The organism is Pontibacter sp. HSC-14F20, from assembly GCF_019599265.1.
GTDB lineage: Bacteria > Bacteroidota > Bacteroidia > Cytophagales > Hymenobacteraceae > Pontibacter.
Map to the genome: position 1 here is coordinate 116463 of NZ_JAHZTC010000005.1, position 23675 is coordinate 140137.

At 47.4% G+C, this 23675-nt stretch carries 18 protein-coding genes and 1 pseudogene; 15 read left to right on the forward strand and 4 right to left on the reverse strand.

What is annotated here, in order from left to right; genetic code table 11:
* Positions 1 to 8: 8 nt before the first annotated feature.
* Entirely contained in the window at positions 9 to 1670 is a 1662-nt protein-coding gene (locus tag K3G39_RS06720; RefSeq protein ID WP_220625413.1) for an amidohydrolase, read from the forward strand.
* Positions 1671 to 1772: 102 nt separating this feature from the next.
* Here the strand turns inward: K3G39_RS06720 and K3G39_RS06725 are convergent, their stop codons facing one another.
* Complete coding sequence (locus tag K3G39_RS06725) at positions 1773 to 3101, reverse strand: MFS transporter (protein WP_220625414.1); 1329 nt, start codon at positions 3099 to 3101, stop codon at positions 1773 to 1775.
* Positions 3102 to 3126: 25 nt separating this feature from the next.
* On the reverse strand, positions 3127 to 4635 hold the full coding sequence (locus tag K3G39_RS06730; RefSeq protein WP_220625415.1) for a hypothetical protein: 1509 nt from the start codon (positions 4633 to 4635) through the stop codon (positions 3127 to 3129).
* A gap of 309 nt (positions 4636 to 4944) precedes the next feature.
* On the opposite strand from K3G39_RS06730, the gene K3G39_RS06735 reads away from it, so the two are divergent.
* The 5 genes from K3G39_RS06735 to K3G39_RS06755 all read left to right on the forward strand — a co-directional run bounded on the left by K3G39_RS06735 (position 4945) and on the right by K3G39_RS06755 (position 9870).
* Positions 4945 to 5130: a hypothetical protein gene (locus K3G39_RS06735; RefSeq protein ID WP_220625416.1), complete on the forward strand. Its 186-nt coding sequence runs from the start codon at positions 4945 to 4947 to the stop codon at positions 5128 to 5130.
* Positions 5131 to 5359: 229 nt separating this feature from the next.
* Entirely contained in the window at positions 5360 to 6934 is a 1575-nt protein-coding gene (locus K3G39_RS06740; RefSeq protein ID WP_255594082.1) for an ABC transporter substrate-binding protein, read from the forward strand.
* Positions 6935 to 6941: 7 nt separating this feature from the next.
* Entirely contained in the window at positions 6942 to 8324 is a 1383-nt protein-coding gene (locus K3G39_RS06745) for an ABC transporter permease (RefSeq protein ID WP_220625417.1), read from the forward strand.
* The gene (locus K3G39_RS06750) at positions 8321 to 9406 is read left to right on the forward strand and encodes an ABC transporter permease (protein WP_220625418.1); all 1086 of its coding nucleotides are present in this window, start codon (positions 8321 to 8323) and stop codon (positions 9404 to 9406) included. Before K3G39_RS06745 ends, K3G39_RS06750 begins: the two co-directional genes overlap by 4 nt.
* A gap of 212 nt (positions 9407 to 9618) precedes the next feature.
* The gene (locus K3G39_RS06755) at positions 9619 to 9870 is read left to right on the forward strand and encodes a hypothetical protein (RefSeq protein ID WP_220625419.1); all 252 of its coding nucleotides are present in this window, start codon (positions 9619 to 9621) and stop codon (positions 9868 to 9870) included.
* A 169-nt stretch (positions 9871 to 10039) separates the two neighbouring features.
* Here K3G39_RS06755 and K3G39_RS06760 read toward each other — a convergent pair whose 3' ends face one another.
* The gene (locus tag K3G39_RS06760) at positions 10040 to 10276 is read right to left on the reverse strand and encodes a hypothetical protein (protein ID WP_220625420.1); all 237 of its coding nucleotides are present in this window, start codon (positions 10274 to 10276) and stop codon (positions 10040 to 10042) included.
* A gap of 324 nt (positions 10277 to 10600) precedes the next feature.
* Between K3G39_RS06760 and rlmH the strand changes: the two genes are divergently transcribed.
* Positions 10601 to 11074 carry a 23S rRNA (pseudouridine(1915)-N(3))-methyltransferase RlmH gene (gene rlmH, locus K3G39_RS06765; RefSeq protein WP_220625421.1) on the forward strand — a complete coding sequence of 158 codons (474 nt, stop codon included), beginning with the start codon at positions 10601 to 10603 and terminating at the stop codon, positions 11072 to 11074.
* A 118-nt stretch (positions 11075 to 11192) separates the two neighbouring features.
* On the opposite strand, the gene K3G39_RS06770 is transcribed toward rlmH, so the two are convergent.
* The gene (locus K3G39_RS06770) at positions 11193 to 11678 is read right to left on the reverse strand and encodes a hypothetical protein (RefSeq protein ID WP_220625422.1); all 486 of its coding nucleotides are present in this window, start codon (positions 11676 to 11678) and stop codon (positions 11193 to 11195) included.
* A gap of 776 nt (positions 11679 to 12454) precedes the next feature.
* On the opposite strand from K3G39_RS06770, the gene K3G39_RS06775 reads away from it, so the two are divergent.
* The 8 genes and pseudogenes from K3G39_RS06775 to K3G39_RS06815 all read left to right on the forward strand — a co-directional run bounded on the left by K3G39_RS06775 (position 12455) and on the right by K3G39_RS06815 (position 23672).
* Positions 12455 to 12559, forward strand: a complete 105-nt coding sequence (locus K3G39_RS06775) for a hypothetical protein (protein ID WP_220625423.1) — start codon at positions 12455 to 12457, stop codon at positions 12557 to 12559.
* A gap of 321 nt (positions 12560 to 12880) precedes the next feature.
* Entirely contained in the window at positions 12881 to 14200 is a 1320-nt protein-coding gene (locus tag K3G39_RS06780) for a hypothetical protein (protein ID WP_220625424.1), read from the forward strand.
* Complete coding sequence (locus tag K3G39_RS06785; RefSeq protein ID WP_220625425.1) at positions 14178 to 16256, forward strand: hypothetical protein; 2079 nt, start codon at positions 14178 to 14180, stop codon at positions 16254 to 16256. The genes K3G39_RS06780 and K3G39_RS06785 overlap by 23 nt, the downstream gene beginning before the upstream one ends.
* A 32-nt stretch (positions 16257 to 16288) precedes the next feature.
* Complete coding sequence (locus K3G39_RS06790; protein WP_220625426.1) at positions 16289 to 19075, forward strand: helicase-related protein; 2787 nt, start codon at positions 16289 to 16291, stop codon at positions 19073 to 19075.
* Positions 19076 to 19136: 61 nt separating this feature from the next.
* A complete protein-coding gene (locus tag K3G39_RS06795) occupies positions 19137 to 20597 on the forward strand; it encodes a PD-(D/E)XK nuclease family protein (RefSeq protein WP_220625427.1) in 1461 nt (486 codons plus the stop codon).
* Positions 20598 to 20673: 76 nt separating this feature from the next.
* Positions 20674 to 21453 (forward strand): annotated as a pseudogene (locus K3G39_RS06805) (PD-(D/E)XK nuclease family protein).
* Complete coding sequence (locus K3G39_RS06810; RefSeq protein WP_220625429.1) at positions 21389 to 21880, forward strand: hypothetical protein; 492 nt, start codon at positions 21389 to 21391, stop codon at positions 21878 to 21880. Before K3G39_RS06805 ends, K3G39_RS06810 begins: the two are co-directional and overlap by 65 nt.
* Before the next feature lie 322 nt (positions 21881 to 22202).
* Positions 22203 to 23672, forward strand: a complete 1470-nt coding sequence (locus tag K3G39_RS06815; RefSeq protein ID WP_220625430.1) for a DUF3375 domain-containing protein — start codon at positions 22203 to 22205, stop codon at positions 23670 to 23672.
* The last annotated feature ends 3 nt before the right edge of the window (positions 23673 to 23675 follow it).

Here is a 23675-nt window from a genome sequence, read left to right on the forward strand (position 1 = left end):
GCAGATACATGAAAAAAACACTACGCTCTTTTGCAGCCACTGCCCTATTGAGCCTCAGCCTCCTGAGTAGCTGCAACTCCACTAACTCCGGCGGCGAGTCAGTTGACCTGATCGTGTACAATGGCAACGTGTACACAGTGAATGATAATTTTGATCAGGCCGAAGCCTTTGCTGTGAAGGACGGCAAAATCGTAGCCGTAGGAACAACAGCCGACATCCGGGCTAAGTACAGTGCCACCCAAGAACTTGACGCCGAAGGTAAAACCATCTACCCCGGCCTGAATGACGGACACGCTCACTTTTACCGCTACGGTCTTGAACTGCAGTCGGCAGATCTGTATGGCACCGGCTCATTTAAAGAAGTGGTGCAGAAAGTAGTGGACCAGCAAAAAGCCTACCCGGAGGCAGACTGGATCAGGGGCCGAGGCTGGGACCAAAACGATTGGACAGTTAAAGAGTTCCCGACCAAAGACACGCTGGACAAACTCTTTCCGGACACGCCCATTATTCTTACCCGTGTAGACGGCCATGCCGCTTTGGTTAACCAAAAAGCGCTGGACCTGGCTGGCATTACGCCGCAGACCAAAATGGTCGGTGGATTGGTGGAAGTAGAAGGCGGAAAAATGACCGGTATCCTGATCGACAATGCCATTGACCTGGTGAGCTCCAAGATACCGGAAGCCGACGAGCAGGAACAGCGTCTGGCACTGATCAATGCCGAGAAAAACTGCTTTGCCGTAGGTCTTACCTCCGTAGCAGATGCCGGTCTTGACAAGTCAACCGTCGATCTGATGGATGCGATGCACAAAAGCGGCGAGTTGCAGATGCGTGTGTACGCCATGATGAACCCGGGCAAGACGAACCAGGACCACTATTTTGCGAATGGACCTTATAAGACCGACCGCCTGAATGTGCGCTCTTTCAAGGTATACTCTGATGGTGCACTGGGCTCCCGTGGTGCTAGCCTCCTCAAGCCTTATAGTGATAAGCATGGGCATTATGGTTTCCTGCTTGCTTCTGAACAGGAGTTCCGTGATCTGGCCGCTTTGATGAACCAGCACGGTTTCCAGATGAACACGCACGCCATTGGCGACTCGGCCAACCGTCTGTTACTCGACATCTACGGAGAAGTGCTGAAGGAGAAGAATGACAAGCGCTGGCGTATAGAGCATTCTCAGATCATTAATCCTGCTGATATGGACAAGTTTGGCAGGTATAGCGTGCTGCCATCGGTGCAGCCGACACATGCCACTTCGGATATGTATTGGGCTGGTGACCGACTGGGCAAAGAACGCATCGCGCACGCCTACCCTTTCAAGCAGCTGCTCGACCAGAACGGTTACATTCCGCTCGGTAGTGACTTTCCGGTAGAGGATATCAACCCAATCTTCGGATTTCATGCTGCAGTGGCACGTCAGGATGGGGAAAACTGGCCGGAAGGTGGCTTCCAGATGGAAAACGCCCTGAGCCGTGAAGAAGCGATGCGTGGCATGACGATCTGGGCTGCAAAAGCTGCTTTTGAAGAGAAAGAAAAAGGCAGCATCGAGCCCGGCAAGTTCGCCGACTTTATCATCGTGGACCGCGACCTGATGAAAATCCCTAACGACCAGATGCGCGGCCTGCAAGTACTCCGCACCTACGTGAACGGCGTACAGGTATATGTGAAATAGTAATCAGTTACCAGTGATCAGTTGACAGTAAAAATTGATTATTTAAAAACAAAAGCGGCAGCCTGATCGGGCTGCCGCTTTTGTTTTATACCTCTGCTATACCTATCCGGCAACAGGCTCGGCTTCTGCTTGTGGCTCCAGCGATTTCTTGCCTTTTATCAGCGACAGGAAGATAAGCCCGAGTGCGAAGAATACGATCAGGGCGAGTATGCTGTAGCGCATAGAGCCTGTTACCTGCGCAATAACGCCATAGGCCAGCGTACCGAGCATAATGGAAACCTTTTCCGTGATATCGTAGAAACTGAAATAAGAGGCGTGGTCTGTAGTAGTGGCCGGAATCAACTTGGAATAAGTAGAGCGGGAAAGTGACTGTATACCTCCCATGACAGAGCCTACCACAGCCGCCAGTATATAAAACTCAAGGGCTGTAGTCGTGAAATAAGCGGCAATGCATATACCAATCCAGATGATGACGGCAATGATCAAAGCGCTGATGTTGCCATACCTGGCGGAAAGCGCCGCAAAGCCATAGGCACCGGCAATTGCAACCAGTTGAATGATCAGGATGGTGATAATCAGGTTATCGCTCGGCAACTTTAATTCCTCTATCCCGAAAATAGTGGCCACGTACATCACGGTCTGCACCCCCATGTTAAAGAAAAAATAAGCCAGCAAATAGCGTTTGAGCAGGCGCAGCTCCTTTACCTGGTTCAGCACTTTTTTGAGTTCTTTCACTCCGTTCAGTATCCAGCTGCCCTGCGGATTTTTCTGATAAACATTGGCAGGTAAGTGATAGAAGGTATACTGCGCAAAGCCAAACCACCAGATACCGGTAGTCAGAAAAGCGATACGGGGAGCCAGGCTAGTATTGTCTGCGGCAATGCCAAACCAGCCTGGTTTCAAAATCATAGCGAGGTTAAAGAGAAGCAAAAGCACGCTGCCCACATACCCCATCGCAAATCCGCGGGCACTCAGGCGGTCATACTGATCTTCGGTGGCGATTTCGGGTAGGTATGAGTTATAAAAAACGATACTGCCTGTAAAACCAATGGACGCCAGCATAAACAGTATAATCGAGATCGAAAATGTCTCTCTGGTAAAAAAGTACAGGCTGGCACAGGCAATGGAGCCCATATAACAGAACAGCTGCATGAACAGCTTCTTGCGTCCGCTGTAGTCTGCAATAGCGGTCAGGAAGGGATTCAGGAGCACGATCAGCAAAAAAGAACCCGACACCGCATAAGAAAACAGCACGGAGCTTTGAAGTTCTACCCCAAAGAAGTTAACCAGGGTAGAGCCCGTACCAGGGTGTTTGGATACCGCACTGTAATAGATCGGAAAGATCGTGGAGATGATAACCAGCGAATACACCGAGTTGGCCCAATCATATACGCACCAGGCTCTGGTAATAGTGGGGTTGTTTTTTTGCATAGCAGAAATATAGCAAAATAATTTCTTAGCGCGTACGCGCCTTGGTATTCGCTTCGGCTTTTGCCAGGATCTGTAGAATCAGGTCCCACAAGTGTTCGTAAGGCACAATCTCAATCTCAGCATAAGCGTCTCCGGGAGCGGGCGTATCCAGCAGTTTCTTATAAAGCGATTCGCCTTTCGTGCGACAGGCCACTGCGTCATAATCTTCTGTTACGGTTAGCACCAGCAGTTTCAGGAAGAGTTTGCTGCGCAAACTGAAGGCGTCCTTTAAGTGCGTGGAAACATACTTCTTGATACTCTCAATCCGGTATAGCAATGCCTCAGTTTCGCCTCGCTCCAGCAGGTAGATGAACTGTAATGTCAGGATTGCCACATTGAACCCCAGCTTATCTTTACTGTATTCCGGCAAAGAAAGCAGGTATGGGTTATTGGCCTCTCCTTCCGGTACAGTTGCCTGCGGGTATACCAGCCTGAAATAAGAGCGATACAGTATCCAGCGCTCTTTGGCAATGGTCGGGATCGTCTGCAAACCGCTGTTTTCAAAAACCTGCAGTAGTAAAATATCTGCCAGATCATACCTGCGTGCGTGTACTGCTAACAGGAAATAGTTCTCCATGTAAGCAAACCAGTTTCGGGTAGAGGGTTGATAATATTCAAGGTTCTCCTGTGCATACATTAGTCCATCACTCAGCTGTTTAGCTCTTAGGTGAGCATACACCATGATGAAATTATTGTAAGTAAGATCGAAACGATGCGCGTTAATTTTGTTTTGTTCAACCAACCTGAGCGCATCAACGGTTATTGCAATAATATCCTTGAAGTTACCTTCCAGTTCATGGTACCAGATATAGGTTCTGTAATAAGCATAGTAAGCGCTGAAAGTCCCTGATTCCTCCCATAGTCCTTCCAACTGCTTTATAAGGAGCGGTAGCTGCGGCAAAAACTCTTTTCTGGTTTTTGTCGATTTGCGCAGCTGCATGTTAATAAACTGAAACATCGAAACCGCCTCCCGCTCCTTCACAAAGCGCTGAATCGTCGTTTTCAGATCATTCTGCGCTACTGTAAATTTCTTGATCAAGCCCTGGTCTGAATAACCCAGACAAAGCAACTCCAGCGCAGAAACTTTTAAGTCAACAAAATCGAATTCATGAGCTACTGCGAGTGCTTTGTTGGCTAAACTTATTACCAGATCAAACTCATAGCGTGCGCGTACAATATTTGCCTGATAGATGAGACTGTTACACTGAATCTCCTTTTGCCGTACGTAGTTTGTTGTTACTTTCTCAGCATTTACATAGTTCAATTCATTAAAAAGCTTCTTTTTAACCCGATGCTTTAGCATTTTATACCTCACATCATTGGGGTTGGTGTCATACAGATCTTTTGCCGCTTCCTCATCAGAATTATAAAGGCCAAGTTCTATACCTTGGAGAAACTTCTTCTCCTTTACACTCTGCTTTGGCACATCAAGCAAAGCAGTTTCTGCCTGACTACAGGAAAGCACAATCTCAATCAACTTTTTAATTTCTTTCATGCAAAGGATCAACTAAAAATCTATATATTAGAATTCTATAAAGCTTTCAAATGTCTAGCCTGCATTAAAAACAACTGTTTCCACTTATTTTCGGCTCCAAAGTAAACTATATATGTTACCTATTAATAACATATAAGATAACAATATATAGATATTAAGCTTTATATGACACATTATTAATTAAATATTACTTTATTTATAATTTAAATTAATAAATTGATAGTTACCTTTTTATAAAAACTTTCTTTTCTTTTCACTTCTTCTAAGTGAATCTTTGTTACACTATAAACCGATTTAACCCTAAAAATCATGGCAACTATCATCATCACAATCATTCTGAACGTTCTGTTAGGCACTCCTACTGAAACAAACAAAGATCAGGCTAACCAGACTGCCACTACTACAAGCACTACCACAACAACTACCACGCAGGTACCCGGTGAAGTCATGAACGCCATGGGTGGATCTGGTACTTGGACAACTATTGAGAAATAGGAAGCCAAACGGTCCTTGGGAATTGCTGTATTTTCCCTATCTTGCCTTTACCCTGTTTAGCTAAGGGAGTCAAGAAATAATGCGGAAACATCAGGCATTTCTATTAAGCTTACTTCTATTACTATTAAATTTTTGCGGTCAGCCAGCAAGACAGCCCGATGAAGTACGTCTGCGCCTGGCTATAGACCCTGGGAGCATTAGCCCGATAAGCTATAACTCGCAGGAAGCTTTGCAGATAATTAATCTGCTATACCAAAGCTTACTGACTGTAGATCTTGATGATAACACACTGAAGCCAGGCCTTGCCTCCACTTTCCCGAAAGTGGAGCGCAGGGACTCGCTTACTTTTTTTCATTACCAGCTGCGCCCCGAGGCTGAATGGCCGGATGGAAGTCCCGTTACTGCACAGGATGTTGCCTTCACCCTGAAGGTGCTCAAGTCTCCTTTCATCCGCAATGAGAGTATCCGCTCACAACTAGAGTTCATACAGGATGTTCAACCTCACCCTTCTGATCCCAGAAAATTCACGTTCATATGCCTGGGCTATACACCTGAAATGCAACTTCTAACAGGCGATTTTTTTATCCTCCCCTCCTATCTTCTTGATCCTCAACAGGTATACACGACTATACCTTTGCAGGCTTGGTCCACGGCTGACAGCACCCAATATAACACAGATCGTACAAGGGCTGTGGCTGCGCGCTGCAACACGCTGGGCGCGCCTGATAGCAAAGACATTTTGCAGGGAAGCGCCGGCTACCAATTAGCAGAATGGGCAACTGGTCAGTACATTGTGCTGAAACGAAAGGAAAACTGGTGGGGAAATAACACGGGCAGTGCTGCCGGCTACCTCACCGCCAATCCGGAGCAGATCAATTTCCAGATCATCCCAGATAATACCACCGCACTCCTGGCGATTAAGAACGCACAGCTTGATGTACTGGATAATATACCTGTCAATGAATTTGAGCAGCTGCGGCGAGATGAAAACTTCCTTAAAGATTACGACCTGCATACACCACAGGGCTATGACCTGATCTATGCTGCCATCAACACGCGCAAGCCAAAGTTCCGCGACAAGCGGACCCGGCAGGCCATTGCGCACCTCCTGGATATACCGGGTATGATCCGGGTAAGCCAACAGTCCTACGCGACGCCAACAGTAGGCCCTATACCTCCTGACCGGGAAGACTTTTATCACCCAAGGCTACAGTTGCGCAGTTACGATCCGGCTCAGGCAACCACTTTATTGAAAACTGCGGGCTGGATACAGGATCAAAAGGGTTGGTACCGAAACATAAACGGCCAGCGGGAAGACCTGCGCATTGAGTTGCTGTACAGAGCCGGCAATACGATGTATGAACAGATGGCGCTTATCTTTCAGCAGCACGCCACCAAAGCAGGTATACCTGTTACCTTGCTGCCGCTTGAGGGAAATGTTTACAGCCAGAAAATAGAGCAATTGGATTATGACATGCATTTCAGGGGCATATCAGGTAACCCTTTTGTCTTTAATTTCAAGCCGTTATTTCATACAAGTTTTGCCGGACCGGGCGGGTTCAACTCAACAGGGTTTGGCACACCAGAAAGCGATCTGATTCTGAACCAGATCAATGAAGCCGAAAGTGAAGAGGAGAAAGCCCGGTTTTTGCACAGATTACAGGAAATCATACAGGAAGAAGCTGCTTTTCTGCCCCTCTATTTCAGAAAAGAACGGATTGCGATACACAGCAGGTTTACGAATACAAAGGTGTCGGGCGTGAAGCCATATTACGACCTGAGTTCGTTTACGCTTAAGCCTTAATCGTGCCATGACCAATTTTGTATTCAGGCGGCTTCTGCTGGCTATACCTACACTTTGGTTTATTGCTTCTGCCATCTTTCTGTTAAGCAAACTGATGCCGGGCGCTTTTGGAAGCACATACCTGGCAGAACAGGAAGCAGGCTATTATAGTAAGAGTGATGTGGCAGCGCGCGACCGAAACTACCGCCAGTTTCTGCAGACCACTGGTCAGGACCAGCCTTTATTTTACTTTAGCGTTACATCTGCCGCCTTACCTGACACCCTGCACCGGGTTTTTCCGGAGCGTGACCGTGATTTCCTGAAAAAACTTTCCTGGCAATACGGCAACCCGGATGCCGCCGCCCGGTTTTTCAGAAGTCTGAAAGAGATGGAAGCAGACCTGTCCGAAACGGAGCGCCTGCAGGTAAAGGAAAATCTCTACACCATGTATAGCCATCAAGAGCCCGGTGAACTTCAGCAGGCGCTGGCAGGTATAGCAGCGCAATTGCCCGCAAACAGTCCATATCAAAGCGAAGTATTGGCGAACGGCTCTACCTTAGTGGTGAGTTCTCCGGGCTATACCTATCTTTTTCCGTCAGTACAATGGCATGGATCTGAGAACCAGTACCACCGTTGGTTAGCCGGTTTGCTCAAAGGTAGCCTGGGTACTTCGCTGCGAGACGGGCGTCCGGTGGCTACGGTGCTGGGCGATGCGATTGGGAACACTTGGTGGCTACTGCTGGCAAGTATACTTTTGGCAACATTGCTGGCCATGGAACTGGCCATCCTGATGGTTCGGAGATCAGGCCGCGTCTGGCGCAGCACACTTCTCCCTTCCCTTTTCCTGCTAGATAGTGTTCCGCTCTTTGTGCTGGCGATGCTGTTGCTGGTGTTGCTGGCAAATCCGGCTTTTTTGCAGCTTTTCCCAGTATACGGTATGGGTTATTACAACGCTTACGACCAGAGCTGGCTGCAGCAAACCAGTCAGTGGCTGCAGTTTATGGCGCTCCCGCTGATCTGCCTGGTGCTGGCCAATCTGCCATACCTTACCAATCAGTTTTACCAGGCCATGGCGGCGGTGGCTGGTCAGGACTATATCCGCACAGCACGTGCAAAAGGTCTCCCGGAGCACCTTGTCATTCGCCGCCACATGCTGCGCAACGCACTGCTGCCTGTTATCACTTTGCTGTCTGATTTTCTGCCAGCCCTAGTGGCGGGCGCAGTTATCATCGAAACTATTTTTGCTATACCTGGCGTGGGTCGATTGCTCATCGATGCCGTGCTGGCGCGTGACTATCCGGTAATTGTAGGCATTGTTGTTATTGTGGCCGTTTTCAGGCTGTTGTCGCACCTGCTGTCTGATTTGCTTTACGCCCTGGCTGACCCACGTATACGCTCGCACGCTTCATGAAAAACCTTTGGCATATAACGCGTGAATTATGGCAGGAGGCGCTCGCTTTCCGGCTGTCTATGCTATACCTGTTGTTGCTGGCTGTTGTCGCGTTGGCTCTTCCCTGGTTGCCGCTGGGCTATGGGCCAAACGAACTGGATCTCGAGCAAATTAATCAGGCCCCTTTTGATTGGGTAACTAAGGCAAACAAACCCCGCCACTGGCTTGGAACAGACGGTCTGGGTCGCGATGTATTGGCCAACATATTACATGGAGCCCGAACGGCATTTGCCATCAGCTTACCTGTCATGTTAATCGCCAGTTTCATCGGCTTGTTACTTGGTGCTATGGCGGGACTTTTTGGCAACCGTCGGCTGCACCTGCGTCGGGCTTTTGTAGTGGCTTTACTCATCGGCTTGTTACCTTTCGCTTATTACGGCATCTACCTTCCGGCTTTACTCTTCAGCCAGAGCGCCGCCTATTCAGATTTCATTCTTACTGGTATAGCAGCTGTCTGTGTTAGTTTGCCCTTGGTATTTGTTCTAACGTTTCTTTTCAACCAACTTCCTTTCCTTAATAAGAAAATACATTTTCCGGCTGACGAGCTCTTACTTAGACTGATCGAAATACAGACCAGCATTCCAAGGCTTGTGTTGATATTGGTATTGGCAGCTATCGTGCTGCCTACACTGCTGGCTTTGTCTGTACTGTTGGTGCTAACTTTCTGGACGGGAACAGCCCGTCTGGCCAGGGCAGAAATGCTTCGCATCCGGGAACTTCCATTTTTTGAAGCCGCAATCAGTCTGGGATTTACACAGAAGCGCCTCCTGGCTCGGCATGCACTTCCACACTTGCTGGGGCCGGTACTGGTTGCCTTTTCGTTTGGGTTAGCAGGCTTGCTGATGCTGGAGTCTACATTGTCGTTCCTGAACATTGGGGTTAGCACGGATCTGGTTAGCTGGGGAAGGATGATAGCAGGTATACGTACCAACACAGCCGCCTGGTGGCTGGTCGCTATACCTGGGGCTGTATTATCGTTCACCGTACTGGCTTTACAAACAGTCAGCTATTATGTGCTGCGCTCACTTCAGAATAAAAACTAATCAGCCCACGTTACTTTTCAACCAATTCTACCACGGATACAACTCTCAAATGACCTATTACTGCAATTTGTCTATATAAAACCTCTCTTAAATAGGTATATTGATATTTAAACTAAAAGTATTAAATGTTACCTATTTCAAATATCTTTCCTGTGTTAGGAGCTGGCTGTGCTGTATTATTGTATCATACAAAACCAAACCACACCAGTCACATGAACATCTATGAAAGCTCAATAGGTATGCCGAAGAAGAACAATGGCTGCCTCAACAACTTAAATTCAGTGAAACAGAACTCCCATGTCGATGAGTCGCAGGATTATTCGACCATTGACGGGGAAGTGATTAATTCGTCTTTAGGCTCGGACGCTGTAAAGAAAGGAACGGGTCTATTTATTGGCGATTACTTTGTAGGTATACTGGACTCGCTCTCGGGCGTGAACAACATGCCCTACTTACGTTACTAACACTGGCCGGCAAGGCGGCTATACCTTGTAAATAGATTAGAATAGAAATAGAATAGAAAATAGTTTAATACAGAATAGATATTATTAGTGTTGGTTGTTTGTGTTTAAATTAAGCATTTGCCCCGCAGTCACCTGCAGGGCATTTGTTTTTTAGGCTTGTCCGGTGGGCTTATACCCACCCTTTGCGCTCACTAAAGTGATTGCAGCCAAACTGAGCGCCAGTGATCATCTCAAATCTTCTGGGCTTCTTGTCTTCCGGACCTTCATGTACCAGCGGAAGTACATAAGCTGGCTCCAGGGCATGCTGGCCGGTTAACTCGTCACACAAACCAAATTCATTGCTTTGAAGTTGAACCTTGTTCTGGTCCTGCTCCCAGTGATTGCAGTTATTGCATGTTGCTTCCATATCAGAATTATTATAAGTCTTACATCGATTTCCTATACCTTATTTACCTGTCTTTACCCGTCGCAGGTTACGTATACCTACTGTTATTCAGTAATTTAGAATCAGGCTAAACTATATTGCTCACGCTTTTATCAGCATCGTCCTTTTGAAATCACTTGTCTACTGCCTAGGGTAAAATGGAGCGTCTGAGCTTTGAATGCGCATAGGCTAGCGAACATGTTTGGTCAAGAGTAAACTCATTTGAGAACATTGCTATACCTGAACCAACGCACGCCAGTTTGCAAAACAGTGTATTTAGACCGAAATTGGCAGGAAAAGCGCTACATGAAAATCAAGCTCATTGCGATCGGCAAAACAGATGAGGTATTTCTGGAGGAAGGTATACAAAAGTATATGAAGCGGCTGAAGCATTATCATCCCTTCGAGTTTACGATCATACCGGACATTAAGCAGGGCGGCAAATTTACGGCCGACAATCTGAAAGAGGCTGAAGGCAAACTGCTGCTTCAAAAGATACAGGACGGTGACCACGTGGTGCTCCTCGACGAGAAAGGAAAAACCTTTACCTCCATAGAATATGCCCACTTCCTGCAAAAGAAACTAAACTCCGTTACCACTAACCTGATCTTCATTATTGGGGGCGCCTACGGCTTTCCTCCAGCTATCTATGAGCGGGCCAATGATAAGATCTCCCTTTCCAAAATGACATTCTCGCACCAGATGGTTCGCTTGTTTTTTGTAGAGCAGTTATACCGTGGTTTTACCATTTTAAGGGGTGAGAAGTACCATCATGATTGAGGGGAATGGTCTTGTACATGAGGTGAGCGAGGCATCAGCCGAAGCTTTGCTCTTGTGCTTGATTAGCAGACGTAGTTCTTTTAGTACCTAGACTTATTGCAAAGCCCACTAAGGTTTTCTATAGTACAAACAGATATTCTAAATTTTCTGCTGCCCCAGCTTTTCTGTCTGTAATAAAGTAAAATATGACAAATGCAGTTATGCCCGCAACTCCAACTATACCTGCTGTTTCCAATAAGTTTGAAAACTTCAAGAAGATGCTAAAAATCAAAAGAACAACAATTGCGGATATAAAGCCTACTATTGATAATCCAACTAAGGGATGAAATGGCAATAAGATTAATAATGAAGACAATGGCAACAGTGTCATCCAGCATATTGTGCAGAGAAGAATTGTTGTTAGCGCTTGTTTTATTTTATTCCCACACGCCTTAAAGTTTGATACAACTATTGCCAACCCAAACAAAATACCAGGCAAAGTGAATAAGGCTAACTGACAGTCTTTGAATCTGTCAAATAGTATAGCTGACAATATTCCTGAAAACAGACATAAACCTGTAGTAACTACTATTCTTATAGAACCAAGTTTTATAAATGTCTTCATTAATTATTTATGAACGCTAACTACCTGCTCTATGGAGTACCAACTCACACTAGCTGCACTACGTGTGGAGTGTCATAGATGGCAACTAGGTATATAATTACACAGCTGCTTCTTTTCTAGATTAATTCATAGTGCAATACTAATATACCTCTTTTCAACAGAAAGTAGAGGAACCCAATTCTAAGAATTACAGATACTCAGGAGGAAGGAACTCTGGCCCATCTATCAATCCCAGGATTAAACACAGCTTTTTGCCTGCCTGTCATGCCGAGTGAAATTTGATGAACGTTAGCAATACCTAACGAAACAAAAGAGCCTGTAAACTACTCGTTTACAGGCTTTCAGGTTATGCAGCAGAGAGTGAGGGATTTCTGCACTCACCGTAAGCCGTTTATAATCAGCATATTAAGCCTTCAGCCAGACTTAGGTACCCGATTTTGCACCCTCGCTCAACCGTCAGGATTTCTCAGCTCAAAAATAAGACTTAAGATACAGAAAATCAACCATAAAGAACCTTATTGAGAGGTAGCTATATTGGCACCTGTACAGGCATCGATAATTCGATTCCCATACGGACTACATAACCCGCAAACAAGAGAAACCAAAGGTAGGCAGAAACCCCTTCCTTTCTTGTTTTAAGTCCTTTTTAAAATTTTTACTTTCTATTCTTTGCCTTAATTGTGTTTTTTCTGTTACCCGTATGTTACCCGTTTCTTCGTACTTGTTTCCAGACAACGGAAGTCTTAAAGAAAAATCAAACCCTGTAACAAAGACAAATGAGCGTGACGCTAAGAAAGAAAGAGCTGGTCAGCGGCAAGAACAGCCTCTACCTGGACTACTACTGCGAAGGTGAACGAAAGTACGAGTTCCTCAAACCCTAAACCTTTAAGCAGCCTAAAGACGAAACGGAGAAGCAGCACAACAAAGACACCACCAAGCTGGCAGAGTGCATCCGCTCCAAACGCGAGCTGCAAATCAACAGCTCCGAACCTGGCTTTGAAATCGTACTGCAGAAGAGCATCAAAATATTAAAATATTCTGATAAATCCGTTTTTTTACGTTACTTGGAACCGATAATAGAGTCTTTTTTGACATATAAACTCCATACTTGGAGTATCAGCTTAAAGGACAAGCCTGCTAAAATTTCATATACATGCTAGGAATTTGATTATCCCTATCGCCACCCTATGCCACGCTGCACTATGACGTTAAGTTTTCTGCCTCAGCTGTCAGGTTATGATCCCGTAGCAACAAGTGAAGGATCCATCGACCCTTTAGGACTTTATCTTATCTCCGAGAGATTAGCCACCACCTTGGTGCCTGGTCTTCGGGAGCGCATGAGTCATCCACGGTTCCTCACTGCCATGGCCGTGGGACATGTGCTCTGTCAGGAATTTGATGAACAGCAAGTAGCTGCAGATGGGCAGTCCCCTCCCTGGATGGTATATGAATGGCTCCTTGTGCAGGCGCTCACTAAGCTCAACAAGGGAGGCGCCGAAGTAGTAGGCTTACCAGGAAGTTTGAAAGCTAGAAGGGCTTTGGAACTAAAGCAGCCCCTGTCTGCCACTTCCTATCTCAAGAACCCTGGCACTTTCGGGTTCCACGGGGTCTACCGCACCCTGGCCACAGAAATCCAGCTACTAGGCAGGCACCAGTTAGGGGAATGCGGTCACAAGCTGGTACAGGTATGGGAAAAAGAACAAAACCTACAGGGCTTTTTAAGCAGCAGCAGCGGGCCTGGAGCAGCGTTCAGAACAAAATATACCACATCCATCAGGCGCTGCCTGCAATCGGGCACCTCTGAAAATTGGGGGTGGGAAGGGTTAAGGGAGCTTGCAGAATGCCTGCACCCCAATACAATTGGAAGAGAGGAGGCAACGTTCGTGTATGGAATTCTGAGTCAAGATGAAAAAGGCTACCGCTCTGAAATACTGCAGTTCATGGCCGGGGATGGTGCCGCCATCCTGGCTATGCATCGCAGTGAACGCTATTTCCACGAGCACCTGCTGGCCTATGCTTCCACACCCTTAGCCGGGCACTTGGAGGCTATTTTAGCTTATGAGCATTTTGCCAGGCTGCTCCAAAATGTGTGGGAGGAGGTACTTTACCTGCTTTCCCAAACAAAAACGAAGCTGGCTGTAACCGAGATGACCTCCTGCAGGGCTGTCCAGGATGCGGTGGCCCTCCTGCACACTGCTTGGGTAAACGCCACTAAAAAACTAGCCGCAGTCAAGCTTCACCTTGCCTTTGAGAACCAATTTGCCTTCTTCAGCCATCCCTTATCGGGGGAAGAACTTATCGAAAAGCTGATAGCGCACCACCAAGTGATTCAGAAAGCAAAGCCACCCTTCGGGAAAAGGCCCTGGATCGAAGATTGGTCCAAAGGATACTACTCCGTTAGGCCAGCCTATACCCGAAAGGATCCCCCCTCCTTCTCCGGCGCATACGTGAATGCCTACCGCTCATTCTCGCTTCTTTCCTTTTTAAAAGACTTAGATCATGTCCCAAGCCCAGTTGCCTAAGCTGCTCGATTGTTGGACGCCCCCACCCGGTGCAGGCATCCCAATCGGTTGCATCACGACAACCTTCACCCTGAGCACGCCTTTCTTTGAAGAGGAGTGCCTGGCACGCTTCCTAAGGATGGAGTCAGACCTGGACGCCGAGCCTAGTCTGTATCTCATTGAGCGAGAAGAAAAGATGGCTGGTGTGCAATGTGCTGCCGTACTGGCAGACTACCGCCAGTGTCAGGGAGCGCACAGCCCACGATGGGACCTTGTGCCCTTGCGCAGCAGCGGGATCATGCATGCGAAAATCAGCCTGATTTGTTGGGAAAACCATGTTCGCCTGCTGGTTGCTTCGGCTAACATGACAGAGCAGGGTTACAGGTTCAACCAAGAGGCATTCGCAGCGCTGGATTATAGCCTGTCTGCCTCAGGCCCAAGCGAAGTGCTCACAGAAGTGCTTGCTTTCTTAACAGACCTTATGCAGGAGCAGACACAGATGGCCCCCGCTGCGGCGGAGCGGGTATTGTCGCTTCTTCAATGGACGACGAAAACGACAAATAGCTGGCACAAAAGTGCGCAGCCAGTTAACAGCGCCAAGGAGCGAGTTGCTATCTACCCGCTGCTCCTAGCCCCAGGCACACCAGAGAAAAGAAACCTCCTCTTCAGGCTTAAAGAGATATGGAATAGGCATACTGGTAGCCCTGCCCGGGAGGCGTTTGTGGTCAGCCCTTTTTTCGACAGTCCGGAGAGTAAGAACCTCCCCGCTTCCCAGCTTTGGAACCTCTTGGCGACCCGTGGAGACGCCACAGTGAACTATACGCTGACAGGCAAAGAAAGTGACTCTCAGAATGAAGTGGTGGTTCATGCCCCAGAGAGCTTGAAAAAGAATGCTCCCTTGTACCGAAATGGGGCTACAGTCAATTTCTACAAGGTAACAGAGCACACCAAAGAAGGGACAGATGGCGTATACCGCCCTTTGCACATGAAGAGCATCTGGCTGGAAAACGATGATTGGGCCCTCACGGTGATTGGATCTAGCAACTTTACCTCGGGAGGACTTGGACTCGGCAACAGCACGCAGCGCGAGGCGAACCTTGTCTTTGTAGTTAATAAGAACAAAGAGCCAAAGCTGTATAAGCAATTATCCCACGTATGGCCCGAAGAAGTAAAGATTAAAAAGCAGATGATTTGGGCTCCTCTTCCCAGTGAAGAGGAAGTTGAAGTGTCTGAGGAAACACCCCTGGATGCCTTTTTTGGTGCCGCGACTTTGGAACAGAGCGCAGCAGGTGAAGCGCAGCTGTCGCTCACTTTTACCAACTCCCTCCCACCGGCTAACTTCCAACTGTTTGATCAACTGGAGAACCTTATATACTCCGAGCCAGACTGGCGTGCGGCAGGACAGTTACATCAGGTAACCCTAGCGTGGAAAGGCAGTTTTACCCCCTCTCATTTGTTTGTTAACTGGACTGGCGCAGGAAAAAGAGCCTGGTGGCCTATCAACATAGAGGATTATGCGATGCTTCCCCCTCCCGAAGAGCTGCGGGACCTTTCATTGGATATGCTCATCTTAGTCCTAGGCGCTGCACGACCGCTGCACCAAGTCTTGAAGGGCTCTCTCAGATCAAAAAGGGAAGAAGGTGGACAAGCCTCTCAAGATATGATCTTGCTCGACCCGCACAAGCAGGTAGATACTTCCGCTTTTCTTTTGCAGCGAACCAGGAGAGTATCTGCTGGCATGACTGCCCTACAGGAAAGGCTAAGAAAGCCTATTTATACCAAGGAATCACTTCATTGGCGCCTGCAGGGGCCGGTGGGTGTGCAGGCCCTTGCAGAAGCCATCTGCAGGGAAGGCAAGACAGAGGACGAAAAAGCCTTTATCCTGGCTGAGCTGGCCTTAGAGCTCTCCAGTATTGAGCCCATCAGACATGAGCGCACCCTGCCTCCTGAGTTGATAAAAGATAAGCTAAAAGCGATGGTTTGTGTTCTAGAAGGGATGTTGCCAACAGGTAAAATCTCCCCAGACATAGCCGCCTATACCCAAGTAGCATTTCAAAAAGCAAAGGAGGAAGTATGATTACCCCTTATCCCCTATCTTCCCAAATCAACTTGTATGTTGAAAACAAGATACAGGAAATGGACGCACGGAGGCAGGAACAAACCGCACAGGTTATTTTGGAGAGGCTCGCTCACCAGCCCGGCCTTATCTTAGCTGATGAAGTCGGCATGGGGAAAACCTTTGTCTCCCTGGCTGTGGCCGTCACCGTGGCGCTTGCCGACAAGCAAAAGCGGCCTGTCGTTATTATGGTCCCTTCTAAATTGCTGGATAAATGGGAAAGGGACTTTAACGTGTTTGCCCATAGTTGCTGGCGTGGCAGGGGCGAATTTCCCCTTAGGAGTGCCAAGGCAAGGGATGCCGCTGCCTTCCTCAAGCTACTAGATGATCCGGAAGATAGCCGGAAGCAAATCATTTTCCTCAACCAGGGAGCCATGCACCTTGGCTTGCAGGATGTCTTTATCAAGGTGACTTTTGTGAAGCATGCTCTCTTTGGCAAGCATCACACGGAGGAGCTTAAGAAGGGGCTGGCAAAACACCTGGGGCAAATACTTAATTCCAGGAAGCACTTTGAGAGACAATGCCCAGATTTCTTCGCCATCCTTCTCAGTAACAAAACAAAGCACTGGCGCAGTCTTCTAGAGAAAAAGGGAATCTACTTAGCGGATGACCCCGTTCCAAAAGCGGTCACGAATGTCCTGAAAGAATTTAGCCGCACCAGCTTGCAAAACTTGTTTCATGCATTAGATGAGTTCACCCCCCGAAGGGCTTCCGCTACACTGGAGGAACGGGTATACCAAGCACGGCAGGTGCTCAATGCTGAAATGGCAAAGGTCTGGAAAAAGTGCCTCTCTGAACTGGATGAGCGCCTACCCCTGTTAATTCTGGATGAGGCGCATCACCTCAAGAACGGCAGAACGCAGCTCGCCTCCTTATTCCAAAGCAGTGATTCCGCCAAAGATGCATCCTACTACAGTGCAGATGGCGCCCTGGCAGGTACCTTTGAGCGTATGCTATTCCTGACCGCAACCCCCTTCCAGCTGGGTCATTATGAGCTGTGTAATGTACTAGATAGGTTTCAAGGGATAGCCTGGGACACTGCAGACGCCCCTGAAGGGGGGAAAGAGCGCTATGAAACGCAAATTGAAGCACTTCGTCGTAGACTGGATGAAAACCAGTACGCCGTTCTTCAGCTGGAGCGGCATTGGCGGAAGCTCAGGCTTTCTGATATGGAGCTTCAAGGTCAGCGGTATACCTGTCCAGACAGGTGGTGGGCAGCGGTTTGTGAGGCTGAGGATAAAACCGACTCTACCCATGAGCTGCTCTCGCTTTATAACCGTGCTAAAGCTAAAAAAGACAAGGCAGAAGAGCTCCTGCGGGGCTATGTGATCCGGCATATTAGGTCACGCAAAATCCATACAGCGGATGCGACCGTGGACAGAAGACTGGAGGTGTCGGGCAAGGCTATCTCCACAAACATGCCCCTTTCGCAGCACGTAGGCGGTTTGGAATTAACACCGGATGCCCTTCTCCCTTTCCTGCTGGCAGCCCGCTACACCGCCTGTACCCCTGAGCAAAGGCCTGTCTTTGCAGAAGGCCTCTCCTCCAGCTTTGAAGCATTTCGGGACACCCGTAAAAAGGATTTGAAAAGCGTACTGGACGCTGATGCTGAAGAGGGTGGCAGCACAATGGCCATGAGTGATAAGGACCACTGGTACCTAAGCCAAATCAACAACGCGATCGGTTATACCAAACAACAAGAGGGAAGCGCTCATCCGAAAATGAAGGCCACGGTCACCAAGGCGCTGGACCTTTGGGAAAAAGGCGAAAAAGTACTGATCTTTTGCCACTATATCGCCACTGCCAAGGCCTTACGATCACATGTCTCCAAAGAAATGCGCAAACGCATCAGGGACCATGCAGCAGAAAAGTTAACATGTGACGCGGAGGAGGTGTGGGACCAATTGGATATAATTGGCAAGAGGTTCTTTCGAGAGGATAGTCTGCTGCGGAAAACCATAGCAGAAGAGATCGATGCACTCCTTTTACCTTTTCCTAGCCTCCAGGAGTACATTGCCCCACTACAGGAGCTGGTTAGAAGGTACTTAAGAACACCGTCTTTCCTTGTCCGCTTCTATCCCTTGAATCACACCGTGCGAGATGACGAGGCAATACGCCTCGCCTTCTCCAACAAAGATGATAGTGGGCTAAGCCTACGCCAGATGCTACAGCAGTTTTTTAAATTTCTCGAGGATAGAGGGCCTGAAGAAAGGAAGGAATACATTGACACCTTGAATAGCATACAGTCCGGGGGAATCCTCAGCCGCGAGATAGCCGAGCACTATGAGGTAGATGAAGTCGATGAGACAGACAAAGAAGTGGTGCTGCCCAATGTGCGCTTGGTATATGGTGCGACAAAGCAGGAGACGCGCCGGAAGCTAATGCTCACCTTCAACACCCCGTTTTATCCCGACATTCTGATCGCTTCCAGTGTCATGGCCGAAGGTGTAGACCTGCACCTGAACTGCCGATACATCATTCACCATGACCTCTGTTGGAACCCCAGCACCTTGGAGCAAAGAACAGGGCGGGTAGACCGTATTGGAGCAAAAGTTGAACAAACAGGCAAATCCATCCATGTGTACCTGCCCTACATTGCTGAAACACAGGATGAAAAAATGTTTCGGGTGGTGAAAGACCGGGAGAGATGGTTTAAGGTCGTGATGGGAGAAAAGCTTACTATTAACGCTCGGACTGCCGAGGAACTTGCCGATAGTATTCCCTTGCCTGAAGCGATTACCGGGGCGCTTTCTTTTCATTTGGAGGTAGCCAAACAATAACGGGCAAAGAAAGCCTTATTGAAACCACAGACAACCAGACAAAACACCAAAACAAGCACCCATGGGACATGCAACACCTGGAGATGAGACACAGGTTGAAATTGCCGCTCCTTCTCGAGAAAATTTTTGGCTAAACTTCATGGATTCTCTGAGACAAGTAGAAGGCGAGAAAGCAAAAGAGCGTGTAGTGCTTCATAAGATTCTCAAAACGCTTAGTCTCCTTACCCATGAGAGCAGCATCAAGGAAAACACACTCGCCCAATTTTCTAAGGAACGCTTTAATATCCTTAGCTGCCTGACGGCACATCACCTCGAGGAGCTTCACTCAAACTTTATCGCTTACTTACTGGATCCGCAGGAATTACACCACTGCGGCAGCCTGTTCTTAGAACTGTTTCTGGCAACGCTCAAAATTATACCAGGCATTGAAGAACAGCTCGCTGATGTGGTGCTGGAGGTAGGAAGCTTTCAAGTCAATAAGGAAAAGTATATCGGCAGATCCACTCAGGGTGACATCTACGGGTTCATCGATATTTACCTAGAATCGGCAACCCTCAACATTGCCATTGAAAATAAAATCAAAGCAGGAGAACAGGCTGATCAGATCAAAAGGTACAGCCAGTATTGTAAAACACAGGGGAAAAGATACTTGGTGCTTTACCTCACCCTAGAAGGTGTAGGCTCCCTTCAAGCCGGCGATGAGCCTTACTACAAGCTGTCATACCGAGAACACATTGTCACCTGGCTGGAGACATGTATCAAAGAAACGTGGAAATACCCCTTGGTATACGCCGGGATCCACTACTATCAAAATCTATTAAAACACAACATCCTCCATCTTCCACATCATACCACTCTCATGGATATCAAAGACTTTTTACTAAAAGAAGAAAATCTGCTCTTCCTAAAATACTGGGAAGAGATCAAAGCGGCAGAGAGCCCCATTACGGAGCACTACAGAAGCCTATTCTTTGTCGCTGTCGCTAAAGAACTGCAGAAAAGACAGTATCAAACACAGACTGTCAAAGGCATTGTCAATCTAATTCCTGCCAGTGAAGTGGTTAAGACAGGCTGCAGTGGTTTCATCTTTACTGATCCTGACTATGTCCTGGATATAGACCAAGTGCATCAACTATATTTCAACATAGAACACAACAAGAAGGCGTTGTCGTTCGGCCTCTTCGGAATTAAAATAACAGAAGAGGGTCAGAGAAATACATTCCTGTATGGCGAAAAGCTCGCAGCGAGCAAAGTTATGAGCAAACTCTCAGCTAGCATTCCCGGTTTGACCTACTCGGAATATTGGCTAGCGCTCAAAGAGTATATTGCCTTGGATAAAGGAAACAGCTTCTACTCTCCTAGCCTGAACTATGACCTTGCCACCCGAATGGATGAAATCGTGCAGGAATTTGTGGAGCAGGTCGAAGTTTATCTAGCTGCCTGGGCAGAAGGGATAAAGCAACTAAAGGCAGAAATGGAACCGGCAGCAAACCTCCCTACGCATCCTACGCTACCTTCATAAAAGCATGAAACGAACAAAGCAGCTTGCATGCCACTTTACACATTGCTCACCCATGATCTGCCTATTGAACTAGTCTATGCAAAATTTATTAGATAATGTCGGTGCCATTCACCATAAGTACCAAAAACTAGAGAAGCAGGAAGGCTTTAATATTTTCTCCGTCCTGAGAAGCCACTCAGATGAAGTACGTGTGCACTCTAGGTTCATCGCTGAACTATTGAACCCGAAGGGATCGCATGGGCAGGGCACGTTATTCTTGAACCTATTTCTCAACGAGTTAGAATTTCCCCACTCAAGTTATACAAAAGCTTAAGTCCATAAGGAGCACAAAAATATAGACATTCTCATCCGGCTGGACAACAAAGCCCTCATCATAGAAAATAAGATCTGGGCCTCCGATCGGAAGCACCAGCTTCAAACTTATTATGAGGTCATGCGGGAGGAAGGTTATAGGGATGAGGACATAAAAGTCATCTATTTAACCTTAAGCGGCCGTGGCTCCACAACCTACAACAGAGGGAATTTAGATAAGGACTCAATCCAGCTTATCTCCTATAAAAGTAATACCCTACAATGGCTGGAGGCATGCCAGCGGCAAACAACGGAACTGCCTATCCTCCACCAAACCCTACAACAATACGAAGATATCATCAGACAATTAACCGGCAACACGATGCGTGATAGCGAAAGAGCGGAGGTCATAGAGCTCCTAAGAACAGACGATAACATTTTAAAGGCAGCCAAGATAGTAGAGGCATGGGAAGAAGTCAGAATGGAACTTTTGGAAGGAGTTGAAAGCGCTGATCAAAGAGGAAAAGCGCTACCCTATTCTTCCTGCAAGAGAGGTAAACCATGAACTCGTGCGAAAACAAGTCACAGGGAAAAAGAAAGGCAGCGCTTCCTATGGCATCATGCTCCAGCTGGCAACTTCTGGTCCTGACAAGATTTGTCTATACATCCAGCGAGGGAAAAACGACCTGTACTACGGCATCACCGCCTTAGATAAAAAGGGGAACAGGGAAATCAGCTGCACTCCTACGTATTTGCCTCTTGCTCACAGCATCAGGCACTTGAATGATAAGCAGGAACAAAGGTGGATTGGTAAAAAATATTTTTCCAACCCGATTAACTTTACCCTGTTCCGGAATGAAACAACGCTGCGTCTGATCCAGCCGGATTTTAGACAAAACTACGTAGAGGCCTTATGGGATGAGATTAAAGCGTATCTAAAAGCATGTGAATCGGAGATAGTAGCCCATCATGCAAGTACTGTCCCTGCTTAAGTGTAGCGGTTTCGCCAAGAATTCTGAGCTTGACTATCGAACACAGAACTTCATATGGTATAGCTCTTTTCTCCCCAGCGCATTACATAAACCGGCATTTTAAACTCAAAATTATATATATTCTTATATATTTGTTAAAACAGGATATACTTTAGTCATTCACTACATATTTCCTAACGCTATTTCATAAGCGCTAGGAGATTGCAATTATAGATTGAGTTCTCGGGGCTGCTCACTCTATGAGGAATAGAATTTTGTAGCCGTTACTATGACTCAGTTGCATCAGGTGCCCAGAAGATCAACGCCCAACTCCATCACTTAAATGGAAACATTACTTAAATCAAAATCGCTGACGGATACCTCTGTCAGCTTAAAGCTGCTCAGGGCCAGGCAACTTCCCTTGATTGTCGCTTTCCTGTTTAAAGCCTTCAAGCAAACGCAGGAGGTCACGGTTCCTTATCAGCATTTGCTGCAACAGCTTGGGGATTATCTAGAAGAGCACAATTACAGCGAAGAGGACGAGGAAACACATCCTGAACGCTTCTTTTCGGATTATGCAGATCGGGCCAAACTGTACCTCGACCGATGGATTGATGCCCATTACCTCCGCAACGTGGTCGATGAGTCCACCAAAGAGCCCTATGTGCTCTTGACAAAGCATACAGAGAAGGTTTTTCAGGTATTGGAGCTTCTCAAGGAAAAGGAATTCGTCGGTACCGAGTCCAAGTTCAAGGACATCTTCCATAAGCTACGCGATCTAGTCGAGCATGCGAACCCCGATCAGGAAAAGCGCCTTGCCGAACTGGAGAAAAAGAAACTGGCCATTGAGGAAGAGATCAGAAAAATCAAGGTAGATGGCTATGTCAGCACCTATGAGGACTATCAAATCAAGTCCCGGTTCGAGGAGGTCAATCGTCTTGCCAATGACTTGATGGGTGATTTCAAAGAAGTGGAGGATAACTTCAAGGAAATCACGCAAAAAATATACGAGAAACAGCAGCAACATGGCTTGAGCAAGGGCCAGCTGCTAGCGGATACCTTTGATGCGCTCTATGCCTTAAAGAACACAGACCAAGGGAAAAGTTTCTACGCCTTCTGGCACTTTATGCTGGATGAGGAGAGTCAGCAGGAACTTCAACAGCTGACAAAGGAAGTCTATCATATACTGGAAGAACGAGAGATCGAAATCTCTTCCAGGTTTCTTAAAAAGTTAAAACCCTTCCTCCACACGGCTGCCCGCAAAGTGCTGGATAAAAACAAACTGCTGGCTGATAAGCTGTCGCGTGAGATCATGGCCAAGAATCAGTTGGAGACGCGCAAATTCCGTGAGCTGATGGCAGCCATTCGCCAGCTTGCCCTCCAACGGCTTTCCTCCACCCAAGAGCGAGACACCTACCTCGCCTTAGCGGAAAACCCGAAGGTATACCTTCCACTGGAGCGTAAGCTAAGTGACAAGCCTGTCACCAACACACACGTTGCCTCGCCGACAGAGGCAGCACTCCAATTAGAGGACATCGAGGACTTTGCCAAGCTTTACCAAGCAGACCTGATCGACAAAGCCAAACTACTGCGTAATATATACCAGCTGCTGCAAGAACGCTCCCAGGTATCCTTGAAAGAAGTAGTGGAGCACGCCGGTATCACCAAAGGCCTTGCCGAGCTGCTAGCGTATCTCACACTTGTGAATAGCTCTGAAAAGTTTTTCATCAATAACCACACCCGGGAGATCATTCTTTTTGACCCATTAGCAGGAAAGTACCTAGAAGTGCCACAAGTCCTATTTACCGCCTAACCT

What these genes read in the sequence shown, in the direction of transcription:
- K3G39_RS06720 (WP_220625413.1), top strand. Translation starts at nt 9, where the DNA reads ATGAAAAAAACACTACGCTCTTTTGCAGCCACTGCCCTATTGAGCCTC.
- K3G39_RS06725 (WP_220625414.1), bottom strand. Translation starts at nt 3,101, where the DNA reads ATGCAAAAAAACAACCCCACTATTACCAGAGCCTGGTGCGTATATGAT.
- K3G39_RS06730 (WP_220625415.1), bottom strand. Translation starts at nt 4,635, where the DNA reads ATGAAAGAAATTAAAAAGTTGATTGAGATTGTGCTTTCCTGTAGTCAG.
- K3G39_RS06735 (WP_220625416.1), top strand. Translation starts at nt 4,945, where the DNA reads ATGGCAACTATCATCATCACAATCATTCTGAACGTTCTGTTAGGCACT.
- K3G39_RS06745 (WP_220625417.1), top strand. Translation starts at nt 6,942, where the DNA reads ATGACCAATTTTGTATTCAGGCGGCTTCTGCTGGCTATACCTACACTT.
- K3G39_RS06750 (WP_220625418.1), top strand. Translation starts at nt 8,321, where the DNA reads ATGAAAAACCTTTGGCATATAACGCGTGAATTATGGCAGGAGGCGCTC.
- K3G39_RS06755 (WP_220625419.1), top strand. Translation starts at nt 9,619, where the DNA reads ATGAACATCTATGAAAGCTCAATAGGTATGCCGAAGAAGAACAATGGC.
- K3G39_RS06760 (WP_220625420.1), bottom strand. Translation starts at nt 10,276, where the DNA reads ATGGAAGCAACATGCAATAACTGCAATCACTGGGAGCAGGACCAGAAC.
- rlmH (WP_220625421.1), top strand. Translation starts at nt 10,601, where the DNA reads ATGAAAATCAAGCTCATTGCGATCGGCAAAACAGATGAGGTATTTCTG.
- K3G39_RS06770 (WP_220625422.1), bottom strand. Translation starts at nt 11,678, where the DNA reads ATGAAGACATTTATAAAACTTGGTTCTATAAGAATAGTAGTTACTACA.
- K3G39_RS06775 (WP_220625423.1), top strand. Translation starts at nt 12,455, where the DNA reads ATGAGCGTGACGCTAAGAAAGAAAGAGCTGGTCAGCGGCAAGAACAGC.
- K3G39_RS06780 (WP_220625424.1), top strand. Translation starts at nt 12,881, where the DNA reads ATGACGTTAAGTTTTCTGCCTCAGCTGTCAGGTTATGATCCCGTAGCA.
- K3G39_RS06785 (WP_220625425.1), top strand. Translation starts at nt 14,178, where the DNA reads ATGTCCCAAGCCCAGTTGCCTAAGCTGCTCGATTGTTGGACGCCCCCA.
- K3G39_RS06795 (WP_220625427.1), top strand. Translation starts at nt 19,137, where the DNA reads ATGGGACATGCAACACCTGGAGATGAGACACAGGTTGAAATTGCCGCT.
- K3G39_RS06815 (WP_220625430.1), top strand. Translation starts at nt 22,203, where the DNA reads ATGGAAACATTACTTAAATCAAAATCGCTGACGGATACCTCTGTCAGC.